Origin of the sequence: Micromonospora sp. BL4, assembly GCF_003667505.1 — a bacterium.
Lineage (GTDB): Bacteria > Actinomycetota > Actinomycetes > Mycobacteriales > Micromonosporaceae > Micromonospora.
On the sequence record NZ_RCVJ01000065.1, the window covers coordinates 14,979 to 29,573 of the forward strand.

General features: G+C 73.3%; 17 protein-coding genes. 7 read left to right on the forward strand and 10 right to left on the reverse strand.

All coding sequences use genetic code 11. The features are described 5' to 3' along the window. Positions 1 to 14 precede the first annotated feature (14 nt). A complete protein-coding gene (locus tag EAD89_RS04655) occupies positions 15 to 2,570 on the forward strand; it encodes a bifunctional GNAT family N-acetyltransferase/acetate--CoA ligase family protein (protein ID WP_121674863.1) in 2,556 nt (851 codons plus the stop codon). A 10-nt stretch (positions 2,571 to 2,580) separates the two neighbouring features. On the opposite strand, the gene EAD89_RS04660 is transcribed toward EAD89_RS04655, so the two are convergent. The 4 genes from EAD89_RS04660 to sigB all read right to left on the reverse strand — a co-directional run bounded on the left by EAD89_RS04660 (position 2,581) and on the right by sigB (position 5,005). Continuing rightward, positions 2,581 to 2,988, reverse strand: a complete 408-nt coding sequence (locus EAD89_RS04660) for a VOC family protein (RefSeq protein WP_121674864.1) — start codon at positions 2,986 to 2,988, stop codon at positions 2,581 to 2,583. Then, positions 2,985 to 3,491 (reverse strand): SRPBCC family protein, encoded by a 507-nt coding sequence (locus EAD89_RS04665; RefSeq protein WP_121674865.1) that lies wholly within the window; start codon positions 3,489 to 3,491, stop codon positions 2,985 to 2,987. Before EAD89_RS04665 ends, EAD89_RS04660 begins: the two co-directional genes overlap by 4 nt. Next, positions 3,488 to 3,865: a helix-turn-helix transcriptional regulator gene (locus tag EAD89_RS04670; protein ID WP_121674866.1), complete on the reverse strand. Its 378-nt coding sequence runs from the start codon at positions 3,863 to 3,865 to the stop codon at positions 3,488 to 3,490. Before EAD89_RS04670 ends, EAD89_RS04665 begins: the two co-directional genes overlap by 4 nt. Before the next feature lie 123 nt (positions 3,866 to 3,988). Next, a complete protein-coding gene (gene sigB, locus EAD89_RS04675) occupies positions 3,989 to 5,005 on the reverse strand; it encodes an RNA polymerase sigma factor SigB (protein ID WP_121654981.1) in 1,017 nt (338 codons plus the stop codon). Positions 5,006 to 5,237: 232 nt separating this feature from the next. On the opposite strand from sigB, the gene EAD89_RS04680 reads away from it, so the two are divergent. After that, a complete protein-coding gene (locus tag EAD89_RS04680) occupies positions 5,238 to 6,026 on the forward strand; it encodes a sporulation protein (protein ID WP_121674875.1) in 789 nt (262 codons plus the stop codon). Between the two features lie 7 nt (positions 6,027 to 6,033). Here EAD89_RS04680 and dtd read toward each other — a convergent pair whose 3' ends face one another. Continuing rightward, entirely contained in the window at positions 6,034 to 6,456 is a 423-nt protein-coding gene (dtd, locus tag EAD89_RS04685) for a D-aminoacyl-tRNA deacylase (protein ID WP_121674867.1), read from the reverse strand. Next, positions 6,456 to 7,940: a methyltransferase gene (locus EAD89_RS04690; RefSeq protein WP_199733413.1), complete on the reverse strand. Its 1,485-nt coding sequence runs from the start codon at positions 7,938 to 7,940 to the stop codon at positions 6,456 to 6,458. The genes dtd and EAD89_RS04690 overlap by 1 nt, the downstream gene beginning before the upstream one ends. A 104-nt stretch (positions 7,941 to 8,044) precedes the next feature. Here EAD89_RS04690 and EAD89_RS04695 point away from each other — a divergent pair, with 104 nt between their 5' ends. Beyond that, on the forward strand, positions 8,045 to 8,623 hold the full coding sequence (locus tag EAD89_RS04695; protein ID WP_121674869.1) for an HhH-GPD-type base excision DNA repair protein: 579 nt from the start codon (positions 8,045 to 8,047) through the stop codon (positions 8,621 to 8,623). A 17-nt stretch (positions 8,624 to 8,640) separates the two neighbouring features. On the opposite strand, the gene EAD89_RS04700 is transcribed toward EAD89_RS04695, so the two are convergent. Beyond that, positions 8,641 to 8,952 carry a hypothetical protein gene (locus tag EAD89_RS04700; protein ID WP_074318058.1) on the reverse strand — a complete coding sequence of 104 codons (312 nt, stop codon included), beginning with the start codon at positions 8,950 to 8,952 and terminating at the stop codon, positions 8,641 to 8,643. Positions 8,953 to 8,965: 13 nt separating this feature from the next. Further along, on the reverse strand, positions 8,966 to 9,253 hold the full coding sequence (locus EAD89_RS04705; protein WP_074318059.1) for a hypothetical protein: 288 nt from the start codon (positions 9,251 to 9,253) through the stop codon (positions 8,966 to 8,968). A gap of 104 nt (positions 9,254 to 9,357) precedes the next feature. On the opposite strand from EAD89_RS04705, the gene EAD89_RS04710 reads away from it, so the two are divergent. Further along, positions 9,358 to 9,717 carry a DUF3099 domain-containing protein gene (locus EAD89_RS04710; protein WP_199723435.1) on the forward strand — a complete coding sequence of 120 codons (360 nt, stop codon included), beginning with the start codon at positions 9,358 to 9,360 and terminating at the stop codon, positions 9,715 to 9,717. A 45-nt stretch (positions 9,718 to 9,762) separates the two neighbouring features. Here the strand turns inward: EAD89_RS04710 and EAD89_RS04715 are convergent, their stop codons facing one another. Continuing rightward, complete coding sequence (locus EAD89_RS04715) at positions 9,763 to 10,662, reverse strand: carbohydrate kinase family protein (RefSeq protein ID WP_121674870.1); 900 nt, start codon at positions 10,660 to 10,662, stop codon at positions 9,763 to 9,765. Continuing rightward, on the reverse strand, positions 10,659 to 11,591 hold the full coding sequence (locus EAD89_RS04720) for a pseudouridine-5'-phosphate glycosidase (RefSeq protein ID WP_121674871.1): 933 nt from the start codon (positions 11,589 to 11,591) through the stop codon (positions 10,659 to 10,661). Before EAD89_RS04720 ends, EAD89_RS04715 begins: the two co-directional genes overlap by 4 nt. A 90-nt stretch (positions 11,592 to 11,681) precedes the next feature. On the opposite strand from EAD89_RS04720, the gene EAD89_RS04725 reads away from it, so the two are divergent. The 3 genes from EAD89_RS04725 (at position 11,682) to EAD89_RS04735 (ending at position 14,527) form a co-directional block, all read left to right on the forward strand. Further along, on the forward strand, positions 11,682 to 11,900 hold the full coding sequence (locus EAD89_RS04725) for a DUF3039 domain-containing protein (protein WP_007456912.1): 219 nt from the start codon (positions 11,682 to 11,684) through the stop codon (positions 11,898 to 11,900). Between the two features lie 40 nt (positions 11,901 to 11,940). After that, positions 11,941 to 12,603 carry a trimeric intracellular cation channel family protein gene (locus EAD89_RS04730; RefSeq protein WP_121674872.1) on the forward strand — a complete coding sequence of 221 codons (663 nt, stop codon included), beginning with the start codon at positions 11,941 to 11,943 and terminating at the stop codon, positions 12,601 to 12,603. A 190-nt stretch (positions 12,604 to 12,793) separates the two neighbouring features. After that, entirely contained in the window at positions 12,794 to 14,527 is a 1,734-nt protein-coding gene (locus tag EAD89_RS04735; RefSeq protein WP_121674873.1) for a DEAD/DEAH box helicase, read from the forward strand. The last annotated feature ends 68 nt before the right edge of the window (positions 14,528 to 14,595 follow it).

The following is a 14,595-nucleotide window of genomic DNA, read 5'->3' on the forward strand; positions in this document are numbered from 1 at the left end:
GGGAGACCGCGCCGGTGACCACCGTGGACCAGCCGTTGGACGTGCTGCTCAGCGACGGCAGCACCGTCCAGTTGCGACCGATCGGGCCGGATGACGCGCCGGCCATCGTGGCGATGCACGGCCGGTTCTCCGAGCGCACCCGCTACCTGCGCTACTTCTCGCCGTACCCGCGTATCCCCGAGCGGGATCTGATCCGCTTCGTCACCGTCGACCACCGCGACCGGGAGGCGTTCGTGGTGCTGGCCGGCGACCGGATCGTCGCGGTCGGCCGCTACGAACGGCTGGGCCCGCAGGCACCGGAGGCGGAGGTCGCCTTCGTGGTGGAGGACGCCTACCAGGGCCGGGGCATCGGCTCGGTGCTGATGGAGCACCTGGCCGACGCCGCCCGCCGCAACGGCATCATGAGCTTCGTCGCCGAGGTGCTGCCGGCCAACGGGCAGATGCTGCGGGTCTTCGCCGACTTCGGCTACCAGGTCCAGCGTGAGTTCGCCGACGGGGTGGTGCACCTCACCTTCCCGATCGCGCCGACCGAGGCGACGTTGGAGGTGCAGCGCGGCCGGGAGCACCGCACCGAGGCGCGCTCGATCGCCCGGCTGCTCGCCCCGCGCGGCATCGCCGTCTACGGCGCGAGCGCGACCGGCCAGGGCGTCGGCGCGGCGCTGCTCGGGCACCTGCGCGACGGCGGCTTCACCGGCGCGGTGGTGCCGGTGCACCCGAGCGCCTCGACCGTGGCGGGGCTGCCCGCGTACCAGTCGGCGGTCGACGCCGGGGTGCCGGTGGACCTGGCGGTGGTGGCGGTCCCGCCGGAGGCGGCGACCACGGTGGTGGCCGACGCGGCGGCCGCCGGGGTGCACGGCCTGGTGGTCATCTCCGCCGGTTTCGCGGAGGCCGGCCCCGAGGGCGCGGCGGCGCAGCGGTCGCTGGTCCGCGCGGCGCACGCCGCCGGGATGCGGGTGGTCGGCCCGAACTGTCTCGGCGTGGCCAACACCGACCCGGCGGTACGCCTCAACGCCACCCTCGCCCCGGCGCTGCCGCCGGCCGGCCGGGTCGGCATCTTCAGCCAGTCCGGCGCGTTCGGGGTGGCGCTGCTCGCCGAGGCGGACCGGCGCGGCCTGGGGCTGTCCAGCTTCGTCTCGGCCGGCAACCGCGCGGACGTCTCCGGCAACGACCTGCTTCAGTACTGGCAGGACGACCCCGGCACGGACGTGATCATGCTGTACCTGGAGACCTTCGGTAATCCGCGCAAGTTCGCCCGGCTGGCCCGGCGGATCGGCCGCGCCAAGCCGGTCGTGGCGCTCGCCTCGCCGGCCCGCCCGGTCGGGGTGGGTGACACCGCCGGGCCGGACGAGGTGGCCGTGGCCGCATTGTTCGCCCAGTCCGGGGTGATCCGGGTGGACACCGTACCGGAGCTGCTCGACGTGGGGGTGCTGCTGGCCAACCAGCCGCTGCCCGCCGGTGGCCGGGTCGGCGTGGTCGGCAACTCCTCGGCACTCACCGGCCTGGCCGCCAGCGCCTGCGCCGGGCAGGGCCTCACCGTCGTCGACGGGTACCCGCGCGACGTCGGGCCGCGCGCCGGCGCCGCCGAGTTCGCGACCGCGCTGGCCGAGACGGCCGGCGACGAGCGGGTGGACGCCCTGGTGGTCGTCTTCGCCCCGCCGCTGCCCGGTCAACTGACCGACGTGGACGCCGACGTCACCGCCGCGCTGCCGGCGGTTCTCGCGTTGGGCAAGCCGACCGTGGCGACCGTCCTGGTCGGACGGCTGCCGGCGGGCGTGCCGGCGTACGGCGGCGTGGAAGAAGCGGTGCGGGCCCTCGCCCGGGTGCACCGGTACGCCGAGTGGCTGCGCCGACCGCCCGGGATGGCGCCCGAGCTGCCCCGGATCGACCGGGCTGCCGCGCAGGCCGCCGTGCGTGCCGACACCACCGACCCGGCCGCGCTGCTGGCCGCGTACGGCATCGACGTGGTGGCGTCGGAGCCGGTCGACTCGGTCGACGGTGCGGCCGACGCGGCGGCGCGGTTGGGTTTTCCGGTGGCGCTCAAGGCCGCCGCACCCGGCCTGCGCCACCGGCTCGATCTCGGCGCGGTCCGGCTCGACCTGGCCGACGAGCCGGCGGTCCGCCGGGCGTATGCCGAGATGGCGGCGGTCTTCGGCGCGGACGTGCTGGTGCAGCCGATGGTCGCGCCCGGCGTCGCCTGCGTGGTGGAGCTGGTGGAGGATCCGGCGTTCGGGCCGGTGGTCGGCTTCGGTCTCGGCGGCGTCGCCACCGAGCTGCTCGGCGATCGTGCCTGGCGTGCGGTGCCGTTGACCGACCGCGACGCCGCCGAGCTGGTCGACGAGCCCCGGGCGGCGCCGTTGCTGCGCGGGCACCGTGGCGCCGCCCCGGTCGACCGGGCGGCCCTGGCCGACCTGCTGCTGCGGGTCGGTCAGCTGGCCGACGAGCAGCCCCGGGTGCGTTCGCTGGTCCTCAATCCGGTGCTCGCCCGCCCGGACGGCATCTCGGTCCTGCACGCGCAGGTGGGGGTGGGCGGCGTGGTCGCCCGCCCGGACACCGGCCCCCGCCGCCTGTGAGCGTGGCCGGTCAGGCGCGGCTGGAGATCTGCTGGACGCCCCAGCTGTTGCCGTCCGGATCGGCGAAGAAGACGAAGCCGACGTTGTCCATCGGGTGCGGCGTGGGGCTCGGGTTGACGCCCAGCACCTGGATCTCGCTGACGTCCACACCACGCTCGACCAACTGCGCGCGGGCCCGCTCGATGTCGGGCACCACCAGTTGCAGGCCCTTGAGCGAGCCCGGCGGCATCTCCGGGACGGCGCCCTTGCCGATCACGATCGAGCAGCCGGAGCCGGGCGGGGTCAGCTGGATGATGCGCGCGTCGTCGCTGATCACCGTGTCGTGGTCCACCGCGAAGCCCAGCTGGTCGGCGTAGAACTTCTTGGCCCGGTCCAGATCGGTGACCGGCACGATCACTACTTCCAACGTCCAGTTCACGATTGCTCTCCTCGTTCCGTCATGGTCGTGTGCAGCACCTCGGCGAGCCGTGTGTAGCTCTGCCCGACGCCCCGGGTCATCGGGTAGCGCAGCACGGTGTCCCGCCCCTGGGGGGTGGCGTAGCGCAGTGTGGTGGTGACCGTCGTGCGGCCGGCCAGCTCGGTGAACTCGTGGCTGACCAGCGTCTCGCCGGGATAGGACTGGTCGTCGAAGAGTTCGGTGCAGACCAGCCGGTGCGGTGGCTCGATCCGCCGGTAGACCCCGGCCTGGACCATCCGGGCCCCTTCCGGGCCCAGTGACACGAACCGCCACCGCCCGCCGACCCGCAGGTCGACGTCGCACTGATCCAGCCGCCAGCCGCGCGCGCCGTACCACCGGACCAGCAGCGTGGGCTCGGTGAAGGCGGCGAACACCAGGTGCGCCGGCGCGTCGAACAGCCGACTCAGCACGATCTCCCGGTCGCCCACGGTGTGTACGACGAGCGGGTCGTCGACGCCGGTCATCCGCCGGCCCCGTCCCGTGGGGCGTGCCGGCGCTCGGCGTCGGTCCGCTCGACGGCCTGGAGTTCGTCGAGCAGGGCGTCGAGGCGCTGGTAACTCTCCGCCCAGTAGTCGCGGTAGTCGGCGAGCCAGGCCGTGGCCTCCCGCAGCGGTCGGGCCTCCAGCCGGCACGGCCGCCGCTGGGCGTCCCGTCCCCGGCTGACCAGGCCCGCCCGCTCCAGCACCTTGAGGTGCTTGGAGATCGCCGGCTGGCTCATCGTGAAGGGCTCTGCCAGCTCCGTCACGGTCGCCTCACCGGCCGCGAGTCGGGCGAGGATGGCCCGCCGGGTCGGGTCGGCCAGCGCCGCGAAGGTCGCGTCCAACAGTTCGGTGCCCACCGCGCATAACCTCCTGGTTTTATAACCGTGTGGTTTCTATCGCGGATCGGTCCCTCAGTCAAGCACCGGAACAGCATGAAAGGCCCCGGCGAACCGCCGGGGCCTTCCATGGGAACCGGTGCGTCAGCAGGCGTACGCCTCCAGGCGCTGGGCCCGCTCCGGCGCGCGCAGCTTCAGCAGCGTCACCTTCTCGATCTGCCGGATCCGCTCCCGGGACAGGCCGAACTCCCGGCCGACCTCGTCCAGGGTGCGCTGCCGGCCGTCGTCCAGACCGAACCGGAGCCGGATGACCGCCTGCTCCCGCTGGGACAGGGTCGCCAGCACGATGCTCACCTCGTTGCGCAGCTCGCCCTGCGCGGCCGCGTCACCCGGCTCGCCGCGCGGGTCCACCGCGGCCACGAAGTCACCGAGCGCGCTCTCGCCGTCGTCGCCGACAGCCTGGTCCAGACTGACCGGCTCCCGGTCGTACGAGATCAGTTCGATGACCTGGAACTCGGGGATGTCCAGCGCCCGGGCGACCTCGGCGACGTTGGGTTCGCGGCCCAGCGTCACCGCCAGCTCGCGGCGGGCGCGCACCATCCGGTTGACCTGCTCGACCATGTGCACCGGAATGCGGATGGTGCGGGCCTGGTCGGCCATCGCCCGCGTGATCGCCTGCCGGATCCACCAGGTGGCGTACGTGGAGAACTTGTAGCCCTTGGCGTAGTCGAACTTCTCGACCGCGCGGATCAGGCCGAGGTTGCCCTCCTGGATCAGGTCGAGAAACGCCATCCCGCGTCCGGTGTAGCGCTTGGCGATGCTGACCACCAGCCGCAGGTTCGCCTCCAGCAGGTGGTCCTTGGCCGCCCGGCCCTCGGCGACGATCAGCTCCAGATCGGATCGCAGCTCCGGCGAGACAGGGGTGCAGGTGGCGAGCTTCTCGTCGGCGAACAGGCCGGCCTCGATCCGCCGGGCCAGGTCGACCTCCTGAGCGGCGGTCAGCAGCTTCGTCCGGCCGATTCCGTTGAGGTAGGCCCGGACCAGGTCGGTGGAGATGCCGCGCTCGTCGGTGGCGTCCAGGTCGACGAGGACCTCGACACCCCCGTCGGTGCTGGTGCTGGCGGCCGGGCGCGTCCGGTTTTCCGTCATCTGCAGGACCATCTCTGTCTCTCCCCGTGTCCACGTCTGTGCCGTGTCTCCGGCCCAGTGGTGCCGGTGTGACACACAGCTTGGCGGGCGGGGCGTAAAACGGGAGTGAGGCGATCGGGCACCCGACAGGAATCCGGTCGGATCGCGGGCGCGGTGTGTGTCGCCCCGGTGTCCTTGCCCGCCCCGGTTACCGTGCCGACGGTCGGCCACCCACGGTCGGCCGTGACAGGAGATGGAGAACGACGTGGTCTTCAAGCGGCTCATGCAGGCGATGGGAGTTGGCGGCCCGTCGGTCGAGACGGTGCTGGCCAACGCGAACTGCCGACCCGGCGGCCAGTTGGAGGGCCGCATCCAGGTGGTCGGCGGTGACCACCAGGTCGACATCGACCACGTGGCACTGGGCCTGGTCACGCGGGTCGAGGTGGAGAGCGGCGACAACGACTACGACACCACCCAGGAATTCCACCGCCAGCAGGTCACCGGCGCGTTCCGGCTGGAGCCCGGGCAGCGCCACGAGCTCCCGTTCCGCTTCGACGTGCCCTGGGAGACGCCGGTCACCGAGCTGTACGGGCAGCACCTGCACGGCATGACGATGGGGCTGCGTACGGAGCTGGAGGTGGCCCGCGCCGTCGACAAGAGTGACCTGGACGCGGTGGCGGTGCACCCGCTGCCGGCACAGGAGAGGCTGCTCGACGCGTTGCTGCGGCTGGGGTTCCGGTTCGCTCGCGCCGATGTGGAGCGTGGGCACATCTACGGCGTCCGGCAGACGCTGCCGTTCTACCAGGAGATCGAGTTCAGCCCTGCCCCGCAGTACGCCCGCTCGATCAACCAGCTGGAGGTCACCTTCATCGCCGACCCGCAGCGGATGCAGGTGGTGCTGGAGGTCGACAAGCGCGGCGGTGTCTTCACCGAGGGCCGGGACGCCTTCGGCCGCTTCACGGTCGACCACGCCACCGCCGACCGCACCGACTGGACCGCCGAACTCGACGGCTGGCTCCGCCAGTCCCTTCAGCGCCGAGGCCTCTTCTCCTGACCCCCTGTCACAGGTCGAGCAGGATTGTGCGGGGGCCCACGTTGACGCTCTCGACGAGCATGTGGGCGCGGAAGCGGCCGGTCTCCACCTTGGCGCCGCGCTCGCGCAGCGCCTCGACCACCGCCGTCACCAACGGTTCGGCCACCTCGGCCGGGGCGGCGGCGGTCCAGGTCGGACGGCGGCCCTTGCGGGCGTCGCCGTAGAGGGTGAACTGGCTGACCACCAGGACCGGCGCGCCGGTGTCGGCCGCGGACCGCTCGTCATCGAGGATCCGCAGCTCGTGCACCTTGCGCGCCATCGTCCGGGCGGTCTCCGCCGTGTCGGTGTGGGTCACTCCGAGCAGCACCAGCAGCCCGTCCTCGATCGCGCCGACCACCACGCCGTCGACCGTCACGCTGGCCCGGCCGACCGTCTGCACCACCGCCCGCATCAGCCGGTCACCGGCTCGATGAGGCCCCGCTCCACCAGGTGCGCGACGATCGGCCCGGCCGCCTCGGCCAGCTCGTCCGGCTCGACCTCGTGGGCGGCGGCCAGCAGGGCGAGCTGGTCACGGAGCGGCAGCCGGCCGTCGGCCCCGCCCACCAGGGCGAGCACCAGCGGGTCGACCTCCTCGGTCCACCGCAGGCCGTGCGGCATCGCGAGAACCTGCCGGTCCACCGCCCAGCCCTCGTCGCCCATGGTGGCCTCCTGCCGCAGTTGAAGGCCGTCGGCGGCCCGGTAGCGCTCGGCGAGCAACGCCTCGGTGTCGCGTACCCGCAGGAAGTCCTGGCGGTCGAACCAGGCGGCGACCTGGTCGCCCAGCGGCGGCTGCACCCGCTGGCGCAGGTCCTCCACCCGAACCACCGGGTCGGCGTGCCCGCTGCGGCGCAGCGACACGATGCCGAAGCCGATCGCCTCCACCTTGTGCGCGTCGAACCAGTCCAGCCAGGCGGCCATCCGCTCCGGGTCGGCGCTCTCGCCGACGTCGGTGAGCCACAGGTTGACGTACGCCATGGGGTCGGCCACCTCGCGCTGGATCACCCAGGCGTCCAGGCCGGTACCGGCGAACCAGCCGGCGACCCGCTCTTCCCACTCCTCACCGGCGACGTGCACCCAGTTCGCCAGGTACTGCATGGTGCCGCCCTCGGTGAGCAGGCCGGGGGCGGCGGCGGCCAGTTCGGCGCCGATCGCGTCGCCCACCCGGCCGGAGTCGCGGTAGACGTGCGTGGTGGTGCCCGGACCGACCACGAACGGCGGGTTGCTCACCACCAGGTCGAAGCGGCGGCCGGCCACCGGCGCGACCATGTCGCCGCGCAGCAACTCCCAGTCCTGGCCGTTGAGGGCGGCGGTCGTCGCGGCGAAGCGCAGGGCCCGCTCGGAGAGGTCCGTGGCGGTCACCGAGTCGGCGTGGGTGGCCAGGTGCAGGGCCTGGACACCGGAGCCGGTGCCGAGGTCCAGTGCGGTCCCGACCGGCCGGCGGACGGTCGCGCCGATCAGGGTCTGGGTGGCCCCGCCGATGCCGAGCACATGCTCGGAGTGCAGCGGTCGGCCCGGTCGGGCGCTGGCCGGCACGTCGGCGAGCACCCACCAGTCGTCTCCGTACGGCTCCAGGTCGACGCCGGCGCGCAGGCCGTCGCCGTGCCGCTCGACCAGCCCGCCCGCCACCGCCTCCGCCACGCTCAGCGGCGCCAGCGCGGCGGCCACGGTCGCCTCCGACTCGGTCTGGTCGCAGATGAACACCCGGATCAGGGTGGCGAGCGGGTCGCGGTCCTCGGTGGCGCGCAGTGCCGCCCGGTAGTCGTTGCGCGCGACCCCTCCGGTGGCCTGCGAGCCGAGCCGGCCGGCGATGCCGTTGCTGGTGAAGCCGGCCCGGGTCAGCGCGGTGCGCAGCGCGTCGACGCCGGCAGGGGAGAGCAGCATGTCGTGTTCGTCCACGTCGCCATCCTGCCCCCCGCCGCGTTCCCCGTCGGCGCCACCCGCCGGATCGAACCCGGAGCGTCGGTGTTCACCCCGGGGCGGCGGCGGGGCAGGATGGTGACATGACGCTCGTGCTGCCCATCGACCCCGAGGCCAACCGGCTGCTGGAGCGCAGCCCGCTGGCCAGGCTCCTCGGCATGGTTCTCGATCAACAAGTGCCGATGGAGAAGGCGTTCTCCTCGCCGTACGTGCTGGAGCAGCGGCTCGGCCACGAGCTGGACGCGGCGGAGCTGGCCGGGTACGACCCGGAGGCCCTGGTCGCGCTCTTCGCCACCCCGCCCGCGCTGCACCGGTTCCCGAAGGCCATGGCGGCCCGGGTGCAGGAGGTGTGCCAGGTCCTGGTGGACCGCTACGACGGCGACGCCGCCCGGCTCTGGTCCGACGTCGCCGACGGGGCGGAGCTGTTCCGCCGGGTGGCCGAGCTGCCCGGCTTCGGCAAGCAGAAGGCGCAGATCTTCGTGGCCCTGCTCGGCAAGCGGTTCGGGGTGACCCCGCAGGACTGGCGGGAGGCGGCCGGCGGCTACGGTGACCCCGGCGCGTACCGGTCGGTGGCCGACGTCACCGACGCCGACTCGCTGCGTCGGGTGCGGGAGTACAAGCAGCAGATGAAGGCAGCGGCGAAGACCAAGGCCGCCGGCTGACCTGACGGGGTCGTCGCTCAGGCGGCGGTGGGGTGGGCCAGCGAGGCCAGCGCGCGCCGGACGTCGGCGAGCGAGACGGTGGCCGAGTCGTCCAGGTCGGCCAGGCCCGCCTCGATCCACTGCCGCATCAGCGTGGTGACCCCGATGCCCCGGGCGTCGGCGGCGGCCCGCACCCGCTCGTAGGTCTCGAGCGGCAGCCGGACCGACCGGCTCACCATCGGCACGTCGGTGTCGGGGGTGGGCAGGTCCACCGCCGGGCTCTCGTCGATCAGCTCGGCGATCCGGTCGTCGCCGCTGTGGAACTGCTTGGTCGCGTCGTTACGGTGCATCGTCACGGCCTCCTCATCGGCGAGATCTCCGCACGGCCTCGTCGTAGCGCTTGGACTCGACGTCGCTCAGCTCGCGGGCGGAGAGGATGTCCCAGTCGTTGTCGGTGCCGTCGGCCTCGGCGAGCAGCACCGCCAGTCGGCGGCCCCGCCGGGCGGCGGCGTAGACCACCATCACGTCGTCGCCCAGGTGGCGGATCACCCGTCGGGCGCTGTGCAGCGCCTCCCAGACTTCCCCGGGCGTGACGTCGTAGACCCTCAGGTTGGCCAACGCCTCGTCGGTGAAGCTGAACCTGCTGCCCACGTGGCGGAGCGTACCACGCGCGTAACACGCGGGGCGATGAGTCGAATTTCGCTGATCAAGCCTCCGCGGTGACAGGATGAGTCGTAATCCCCTTGAGGAGGTTCATGGTGAAGCGTCAGGCGTACCAGCCGATTCTGATCACCGACGCCTCGCGCAGCCAGAACGATCAGCTCACCAGCCGTCAGCGCCGCTATGTCCTGATGATGGGCATCCGCGTGGCGTGCATTGTTCTCGGCGCGATCCTGGTCGGCGCGAACGCCCCACTGCTCTGGCTCTGGCTGCCGCTGTGCGCCCTTGGCATGGTGCTCATCCCATGGCTGGCCGTGCTGCTGGCCAACGACCGGCCGCCGAAGGAGGAGCACCGGCTGGCCAACCGGTTCCACCACCGGCACACCGACGACACCCCGCCGATGAGCCTCACGGCCGAGGAACGCCCGCACAAGGTCATCGACGTCGAACCCTGACCCGCGAAACGGGCCAGGGTCCGAGCAGTCAGAGCCGTCGAGCGGTCAGGGCGGCGGCCGGGCGCCGACGGTGGAGACGGCCAGGGCACCCAGGTCGGTGGCGCGGTTCAGAGCGGCCGTCGGGGTGGCGCCGGCGAGCCAGGCGGTGAGCAGACCGGCCGCGAAGGCGTCGCCCGCACCGGTGACGTCCACCACCGCCACCCGCCGGGCCGGCGCCACGCAGACCGGGGCCGTGCGGTCCACCCAGACCGCGCCGGCAGCGCCGCGTTTGACCACCACCCGCCGGGCCGTCGCCGACAACGCCCGCCCCTGCGCCGCCGGGTCCAGCCCGCCGGCCAGCACCGTCGCCTCGTCCGCGTTGACCAGCAGCAGGTCGACGTCGCGTACCCAGCCCAGAAACGCCGCCGCACCGACCCGCCGCAGCGGCGCCGCGGAGGCCGCGTCGACGCTGGTGGTCAGCCCGCGCTCGCGGGCGGCCGCCAGCGCCCGCAGCCCGGCGCCGCGCGACCCGGCGTCCAACAGGGTGTACGCGGACAGGTGCAGATGCCCAGCGTCGGGCACCGCCGCGAGGGCCCCCTCGACATGCTCGACGCCGAGCCGCAGGTTCGCGCCCCGCTGGCTCACCATGGTGCGCTCGCCGTCGGTGGCCAGCACGATCACCGTGCCGGTCGGTACGCCCTCGACGCGGTCGATCGCGCAGTCGACACCCGCACGGTCGAGCTCGGCCACCCGGTCGCGCCCCGCGGCGTCGTCGCCGACAGCGCCGACGAGCGTGACGTCCACCCCCTGCGCGGCGATCCAGGCGGCCGTGTTGGCCGCCTGGCCGCCGCCGCCGAGGCTGATGTCGGCCGCGGTGTCCGAACCCGCCGCGAGCGGCCCGGACAGCACCGCGACCACGTCGGTGATCACGTCCCCGACGACGACCACCCGGGCCGGTCGGGTCATGCCGGGACGGCGCTGGCGCGGGCGGCGGCGACCGCGATCCGCGCGGCCAGGTCGGCGTTGCGCAGGATGATCCGGACGTTCACCGCCAGGCTCGCGCCCTCGGTGGCCGAGTGGAAGTGCGCCAGCAGGTACGGGGTGACGGCCTTGCCGGTCACCCCGTCCCGCTCCAGCAGGGCCAGACCGTCGGACAGGGTCCGGTCGTGCAGTTCCGGGTCGAGCTGCTCGTCGACCGGCAGCGGGTTCGCGACGATCAGGCCGCCGGCGTGCACGGCCTGCCGGTCACGGGCGGCGAGCACGGCGGCGACCTGCTCCGCCGAGTCGACCGACCAGTCCAGGTCGAAGCCGCCGTCGGTCAGGTAGAAGCCCGGGAACCGGCGGGTGCGGTAACCGACGACGGCGACCCCGAGGGTCTCCAGCCGCTCCAGCGTCGCGCCCACGTCGAGGATCGACTTGACCCCGGCGCAGACCACCGCGATCGGGGTCCGGGCCAGCGTGATCAGATCCGCCGACTCGTCGAAGGTGTGCGCGGCCTCCCGGTGCACGCCACCGAGCCCTCCGGTGGCGAACACCCCGATCCCGGCCGCGGCGGCCACCGCGCTGGTCGCGGCCACGGTGGTGGCGCCGTCCGCGCCGGTCGCCGCCGCCACCGCGAGGTCGCGGACGGAGAGTTTGGTCACTCCATCGACGGTGGCCAGGCGGGTCAACTGCGCGTCGTCCAGGCCGACCACCAGCTCGCCGCCGATCATGCCGATCGTCGCCGGGACCGCTCCCGCGTCCCGGACCGCCTGCTCGATCGCCCGAGCCACCCGAAGGTTCTCCGGCCGGGGCAGGCCGTGCGAGACGATGGTGCTCTCCAGGGCGACGACGGGCCGGCCGTCGCGCAGGGCGTCGGCCACCTCGGTGCCGTAGCTGATGCGAAAGTCAGTCACGGGGGGCCACGGTACGGGGTCGGGCCCGGGCCGGCCTCAAGTGGACCCGGCCGTGATGACCTGCCAAACTTGACGGTCGGAGGTGCAGACGTGAGCACAGAGGTTCTCGAGCGTCCGGAGCTGAAGGACGCCGACACCGGTCCCGAGATGTTCCACTACGTCCGCAAGGAGAAGATCGCCGAGAGTGCCGTGATGGGCACCTTCGTCGTCGCGCTCTGTGGGGAGACCTTCCCGGTCACCAAGGCGGCCAAGCCGGGTTCGCCGGTCTGCCCCAAGTGCAAGGAGATCTACGACTCGTACCGCGAGTGAACCGCGGCCGGCGTTCCGGCCGGCGACGTAGCCTGCGGCGGTGACCACCTCCACCGCCCTGCTCGTCGCCGACCTGACCGGGGTGGCGGTCTTCGCCGCGTCCGGGGCCTCGGCCGCGGTGGCCAAGCGGCTCGACCTGTTCGGCGTCGCGTTCGTCGGCTTCGTGGCCGCCCTCGGCGGCGGGATCCTCCGGGACCTGGTCATCGACGAGGTGCCGCCGCTGGCCTTCGCCGACTGGCGGTACGTGGCGACCGCCGCGGTCACCGCGCTCGCCGTCTTCTGGCTGCACCCACAACTCGCCCGGCTACGCACCACTGTCCTGGTGCTGGACGCGGCGGGCCTCGGGCTCTTCACCGTGACCGGCACGCTCAAGGCACTCGACGCGCGGGTGCCCGCGGTCGGCGCGTGCCTGATCGGCATGCTCACCGCGATCGGCGGCGGGCTCGGCCGGGACCTGCTCACCGCCGAGATCCCGGTGGTGCTGCGACGGGAGATCTACGCGGTGGCCGCCCTGGTCGGATCGGTCGCGGTGGTGCTGCTGTACGTCACCGGGCTGACCGGACCGGTACCGCTCACCGCCGCCGCCGTGCTGGTCTTCGGGCTGCGCCTGGTCGCTCTGCGCCGACGCTGGTCCGCTCCGGTGGCGACGTTGCGCCCGCCGCGTATCGGCGGGGCGGATCCGCGCACCAACCGGGAGTGGTGAGGCGATCCGGGACGGCTCGGGCGGGGGGTGGCGGATGTGACCAGCGTGGCGTCGCCTGGGCCGTTGGGCCCGCGCTGGTTATGCTGAGTCGGCCTTCGCGGCAGCTTCTGCGCGGAGGCGTTTTCATGGGCGGCGGTACTCGTGGCCCTCGCCCGGGGTCCGCCGTCGTGCGGTCGGAGAGGAGCTTCGCGTGGCAGCCCGGACGCCGGTGCTCGAGACGTTCCCGGCACTACGTGCCTGGCAGCGCAAGGCCCTGGTGGAGTACCTGCGCCGCCGCGGTGAGGACTTCACGGCGGTCGCCACGCCCGGCGCCGGCAAGACCACCTTCGCCCTGCGGATCGCGGCCGAACTGCTCGGTGACGGCACAGTGGAGGCGGTCACGGTCGTCGCCCCCACCGAGCACCTGAAGAACCAGTGGGCCGAGGCCGCGGCCCGGGTGGGCATCCAACTCGACGCCGCGTTCCGCAACGCCGACGTGCACTCCGCGGCCGACTTCCACGGCGCGGTGATCACCTACGCCCAGGTGGGGATGGCCCCGCAGGTGCACCGGCGGCGCACCATGACCCGACGCACCCTGGTCATCCTCGACGAGATCCACCACGCGGGCGACTCCCGGACCTGGGGTGACGGGGTGAAGGCCGCCTTCGAGCCCGCCGTACGCCGGCTGATGCTCACCGGGACGCCGTTCCGCTCCGATGACAACCCGATCCCGTTCGTCAGCTACGAGCGCGGCGGTGACGGGCTGCTGCGGTCCCGCGCCGACTCGGTGTACGGGTACTCCGACGCCCTGCGCGACGGCGTGGTCCGGCCGGTGCTCTTCCTGGCGTACTCGGGGGAGACCCGCTGGCGGACCAACGCGGGGGAGGAGTTGGCGGCCCGGCTCGGCGAGCCGATGACCCAGGATCTGGTGGCGCAGGCGTGGCGTACCGCGCTGGACCCGGCCGGGGACTGGATGCCCCAGGTGCTGCGCGCCGCCGACGCCCGACTCACCGTGCTGCGCAACGCCGGGATGGCCGACGCCGGTGGTCTGATCATCGCCACCGACCAGCAGTCCGCCCGCTCGTACGCCAAGCTGATCGAGCAGGTGACCGGCGAGAAGGCCGCCGTGGTGCTCTCCGACGACCAGGGCGCGTCAGCGCGGATCGCGACGTTCGCGGCCTCGGAGCAGCGGTGGCTGGTCGCGGTGCGAATGGTGTCCGAGGGGGTGGACATCCCGCGGCTCGCGGTCGGGGTCTACGCCACCAGCGCCAGCACCCCGCTCTACTTCGCCCAGGCGATCGGCCGGTTCGTCCGGGCCCGCCGGCCCGGGGAGACCGCGTCGGTCTTCCTGCCCAGCGTGCCGCACCTGCTCGGGCTGGCCAGCGAGATGGAGACCGAGCGGGACCACGTGCTCGGCAAGCCCAAGGAATCCGACGGTTTCGACGACGATCTGCTGGAACGGGCGCAGCGCGACGATCAGGCCAGCGGTGAGCTGGAGAAGCGGTTCGCCGCGCTCTCCGCCACCGCCGAGCTGGATCAGGTGATCTTCGACGGGGCGTCGTTCGGCACCGCGGCCCAGGCGGGGACCCCCGAGGAGGAGGAGTACCTCGGCCTACCCGGCCTGCTCACCGCCGACCAGGTCTCCCTGCTGCTGACGAAGCGGCAGGCCGAGCAGCTCGCCGCCCAGCGTCGCCGAGGCGCCGAGCGGGCCGCTCAGCCGGCCGGTGCGCCCGTCGCGGCGCCGCCGGCACCAATGAGTGCCGCCCAGCGCCGGGTGGCGCTCCGGCGGCAGCTGAACGCTCTGGTGGCCGCCCGGCACCACCGCACCGGCCAACCGCACGGCAAGATCCACGCCGAGTTGCGCCGGCTCTGCGGCGGCCCGCCGAGCGCCCAGGCCACCATCGAGCAGCTTGAGGAACGCATCGCCACCGTGCAGACCCTCTGACCCCACCGGCACCGTCCGTCCCACGCTCGACCCCGGGTTGGGCTTCGCCGGGCCGGGCGGGGTTGGGC

Bases quoted from the DNA above. Each gene is read 5' to 3' on its own strand.
- EAD89_RS04665 (WP_121674865.1), bottom strand. From the start codon at position 3,491: ATGACCGGCGTCGACGACCCGCTCGTCGTACACACCGTGGGCGACCGG.
- sigB (WP_121654981.1), bottom strand. From the start codon at position 5,005: ATGGTCCTGCAGATGACGGAAAACCGGACGCGCCCGGCCGCCAGCACC.
- dtd (WP_121674867.1), bottom strand. From the start codon at position 6,456: ATGCGGGCGGTGGTGCAGACGGTCGGCCGGGCCAGCGTGACGGTCGAC.
- EAD89_RS04695 (WP_121674869.1), top strand. From the start codon at position 8,045: ATGACGCTCGTGCTGCCCATCGACCCCGAGGCCAACCGGCTGCTGGAG.
- EAD89_RS04700 (WP_074318058.1), bottom strand. From the start codon at position 8,952: ATGCACCGTAACGACGCGACCAAGCAGTTCCACAGCGGCGACGACCGG.
- EAD89_RS04710 (WP_199723435.1), top strand. From the start codon at position 9,358: ATGGTGAAGCGTCAGGCGTACCAGCCGATTCTGATCACCGACGCCTCG.
- EAD89_RS04715 (WP_121674870.1), bottom strand. From the start codon at position 10,662: ATGACCCGACCGGCCCGGGTGGTCGTCGTCGGGGACGTGATCACCGAC.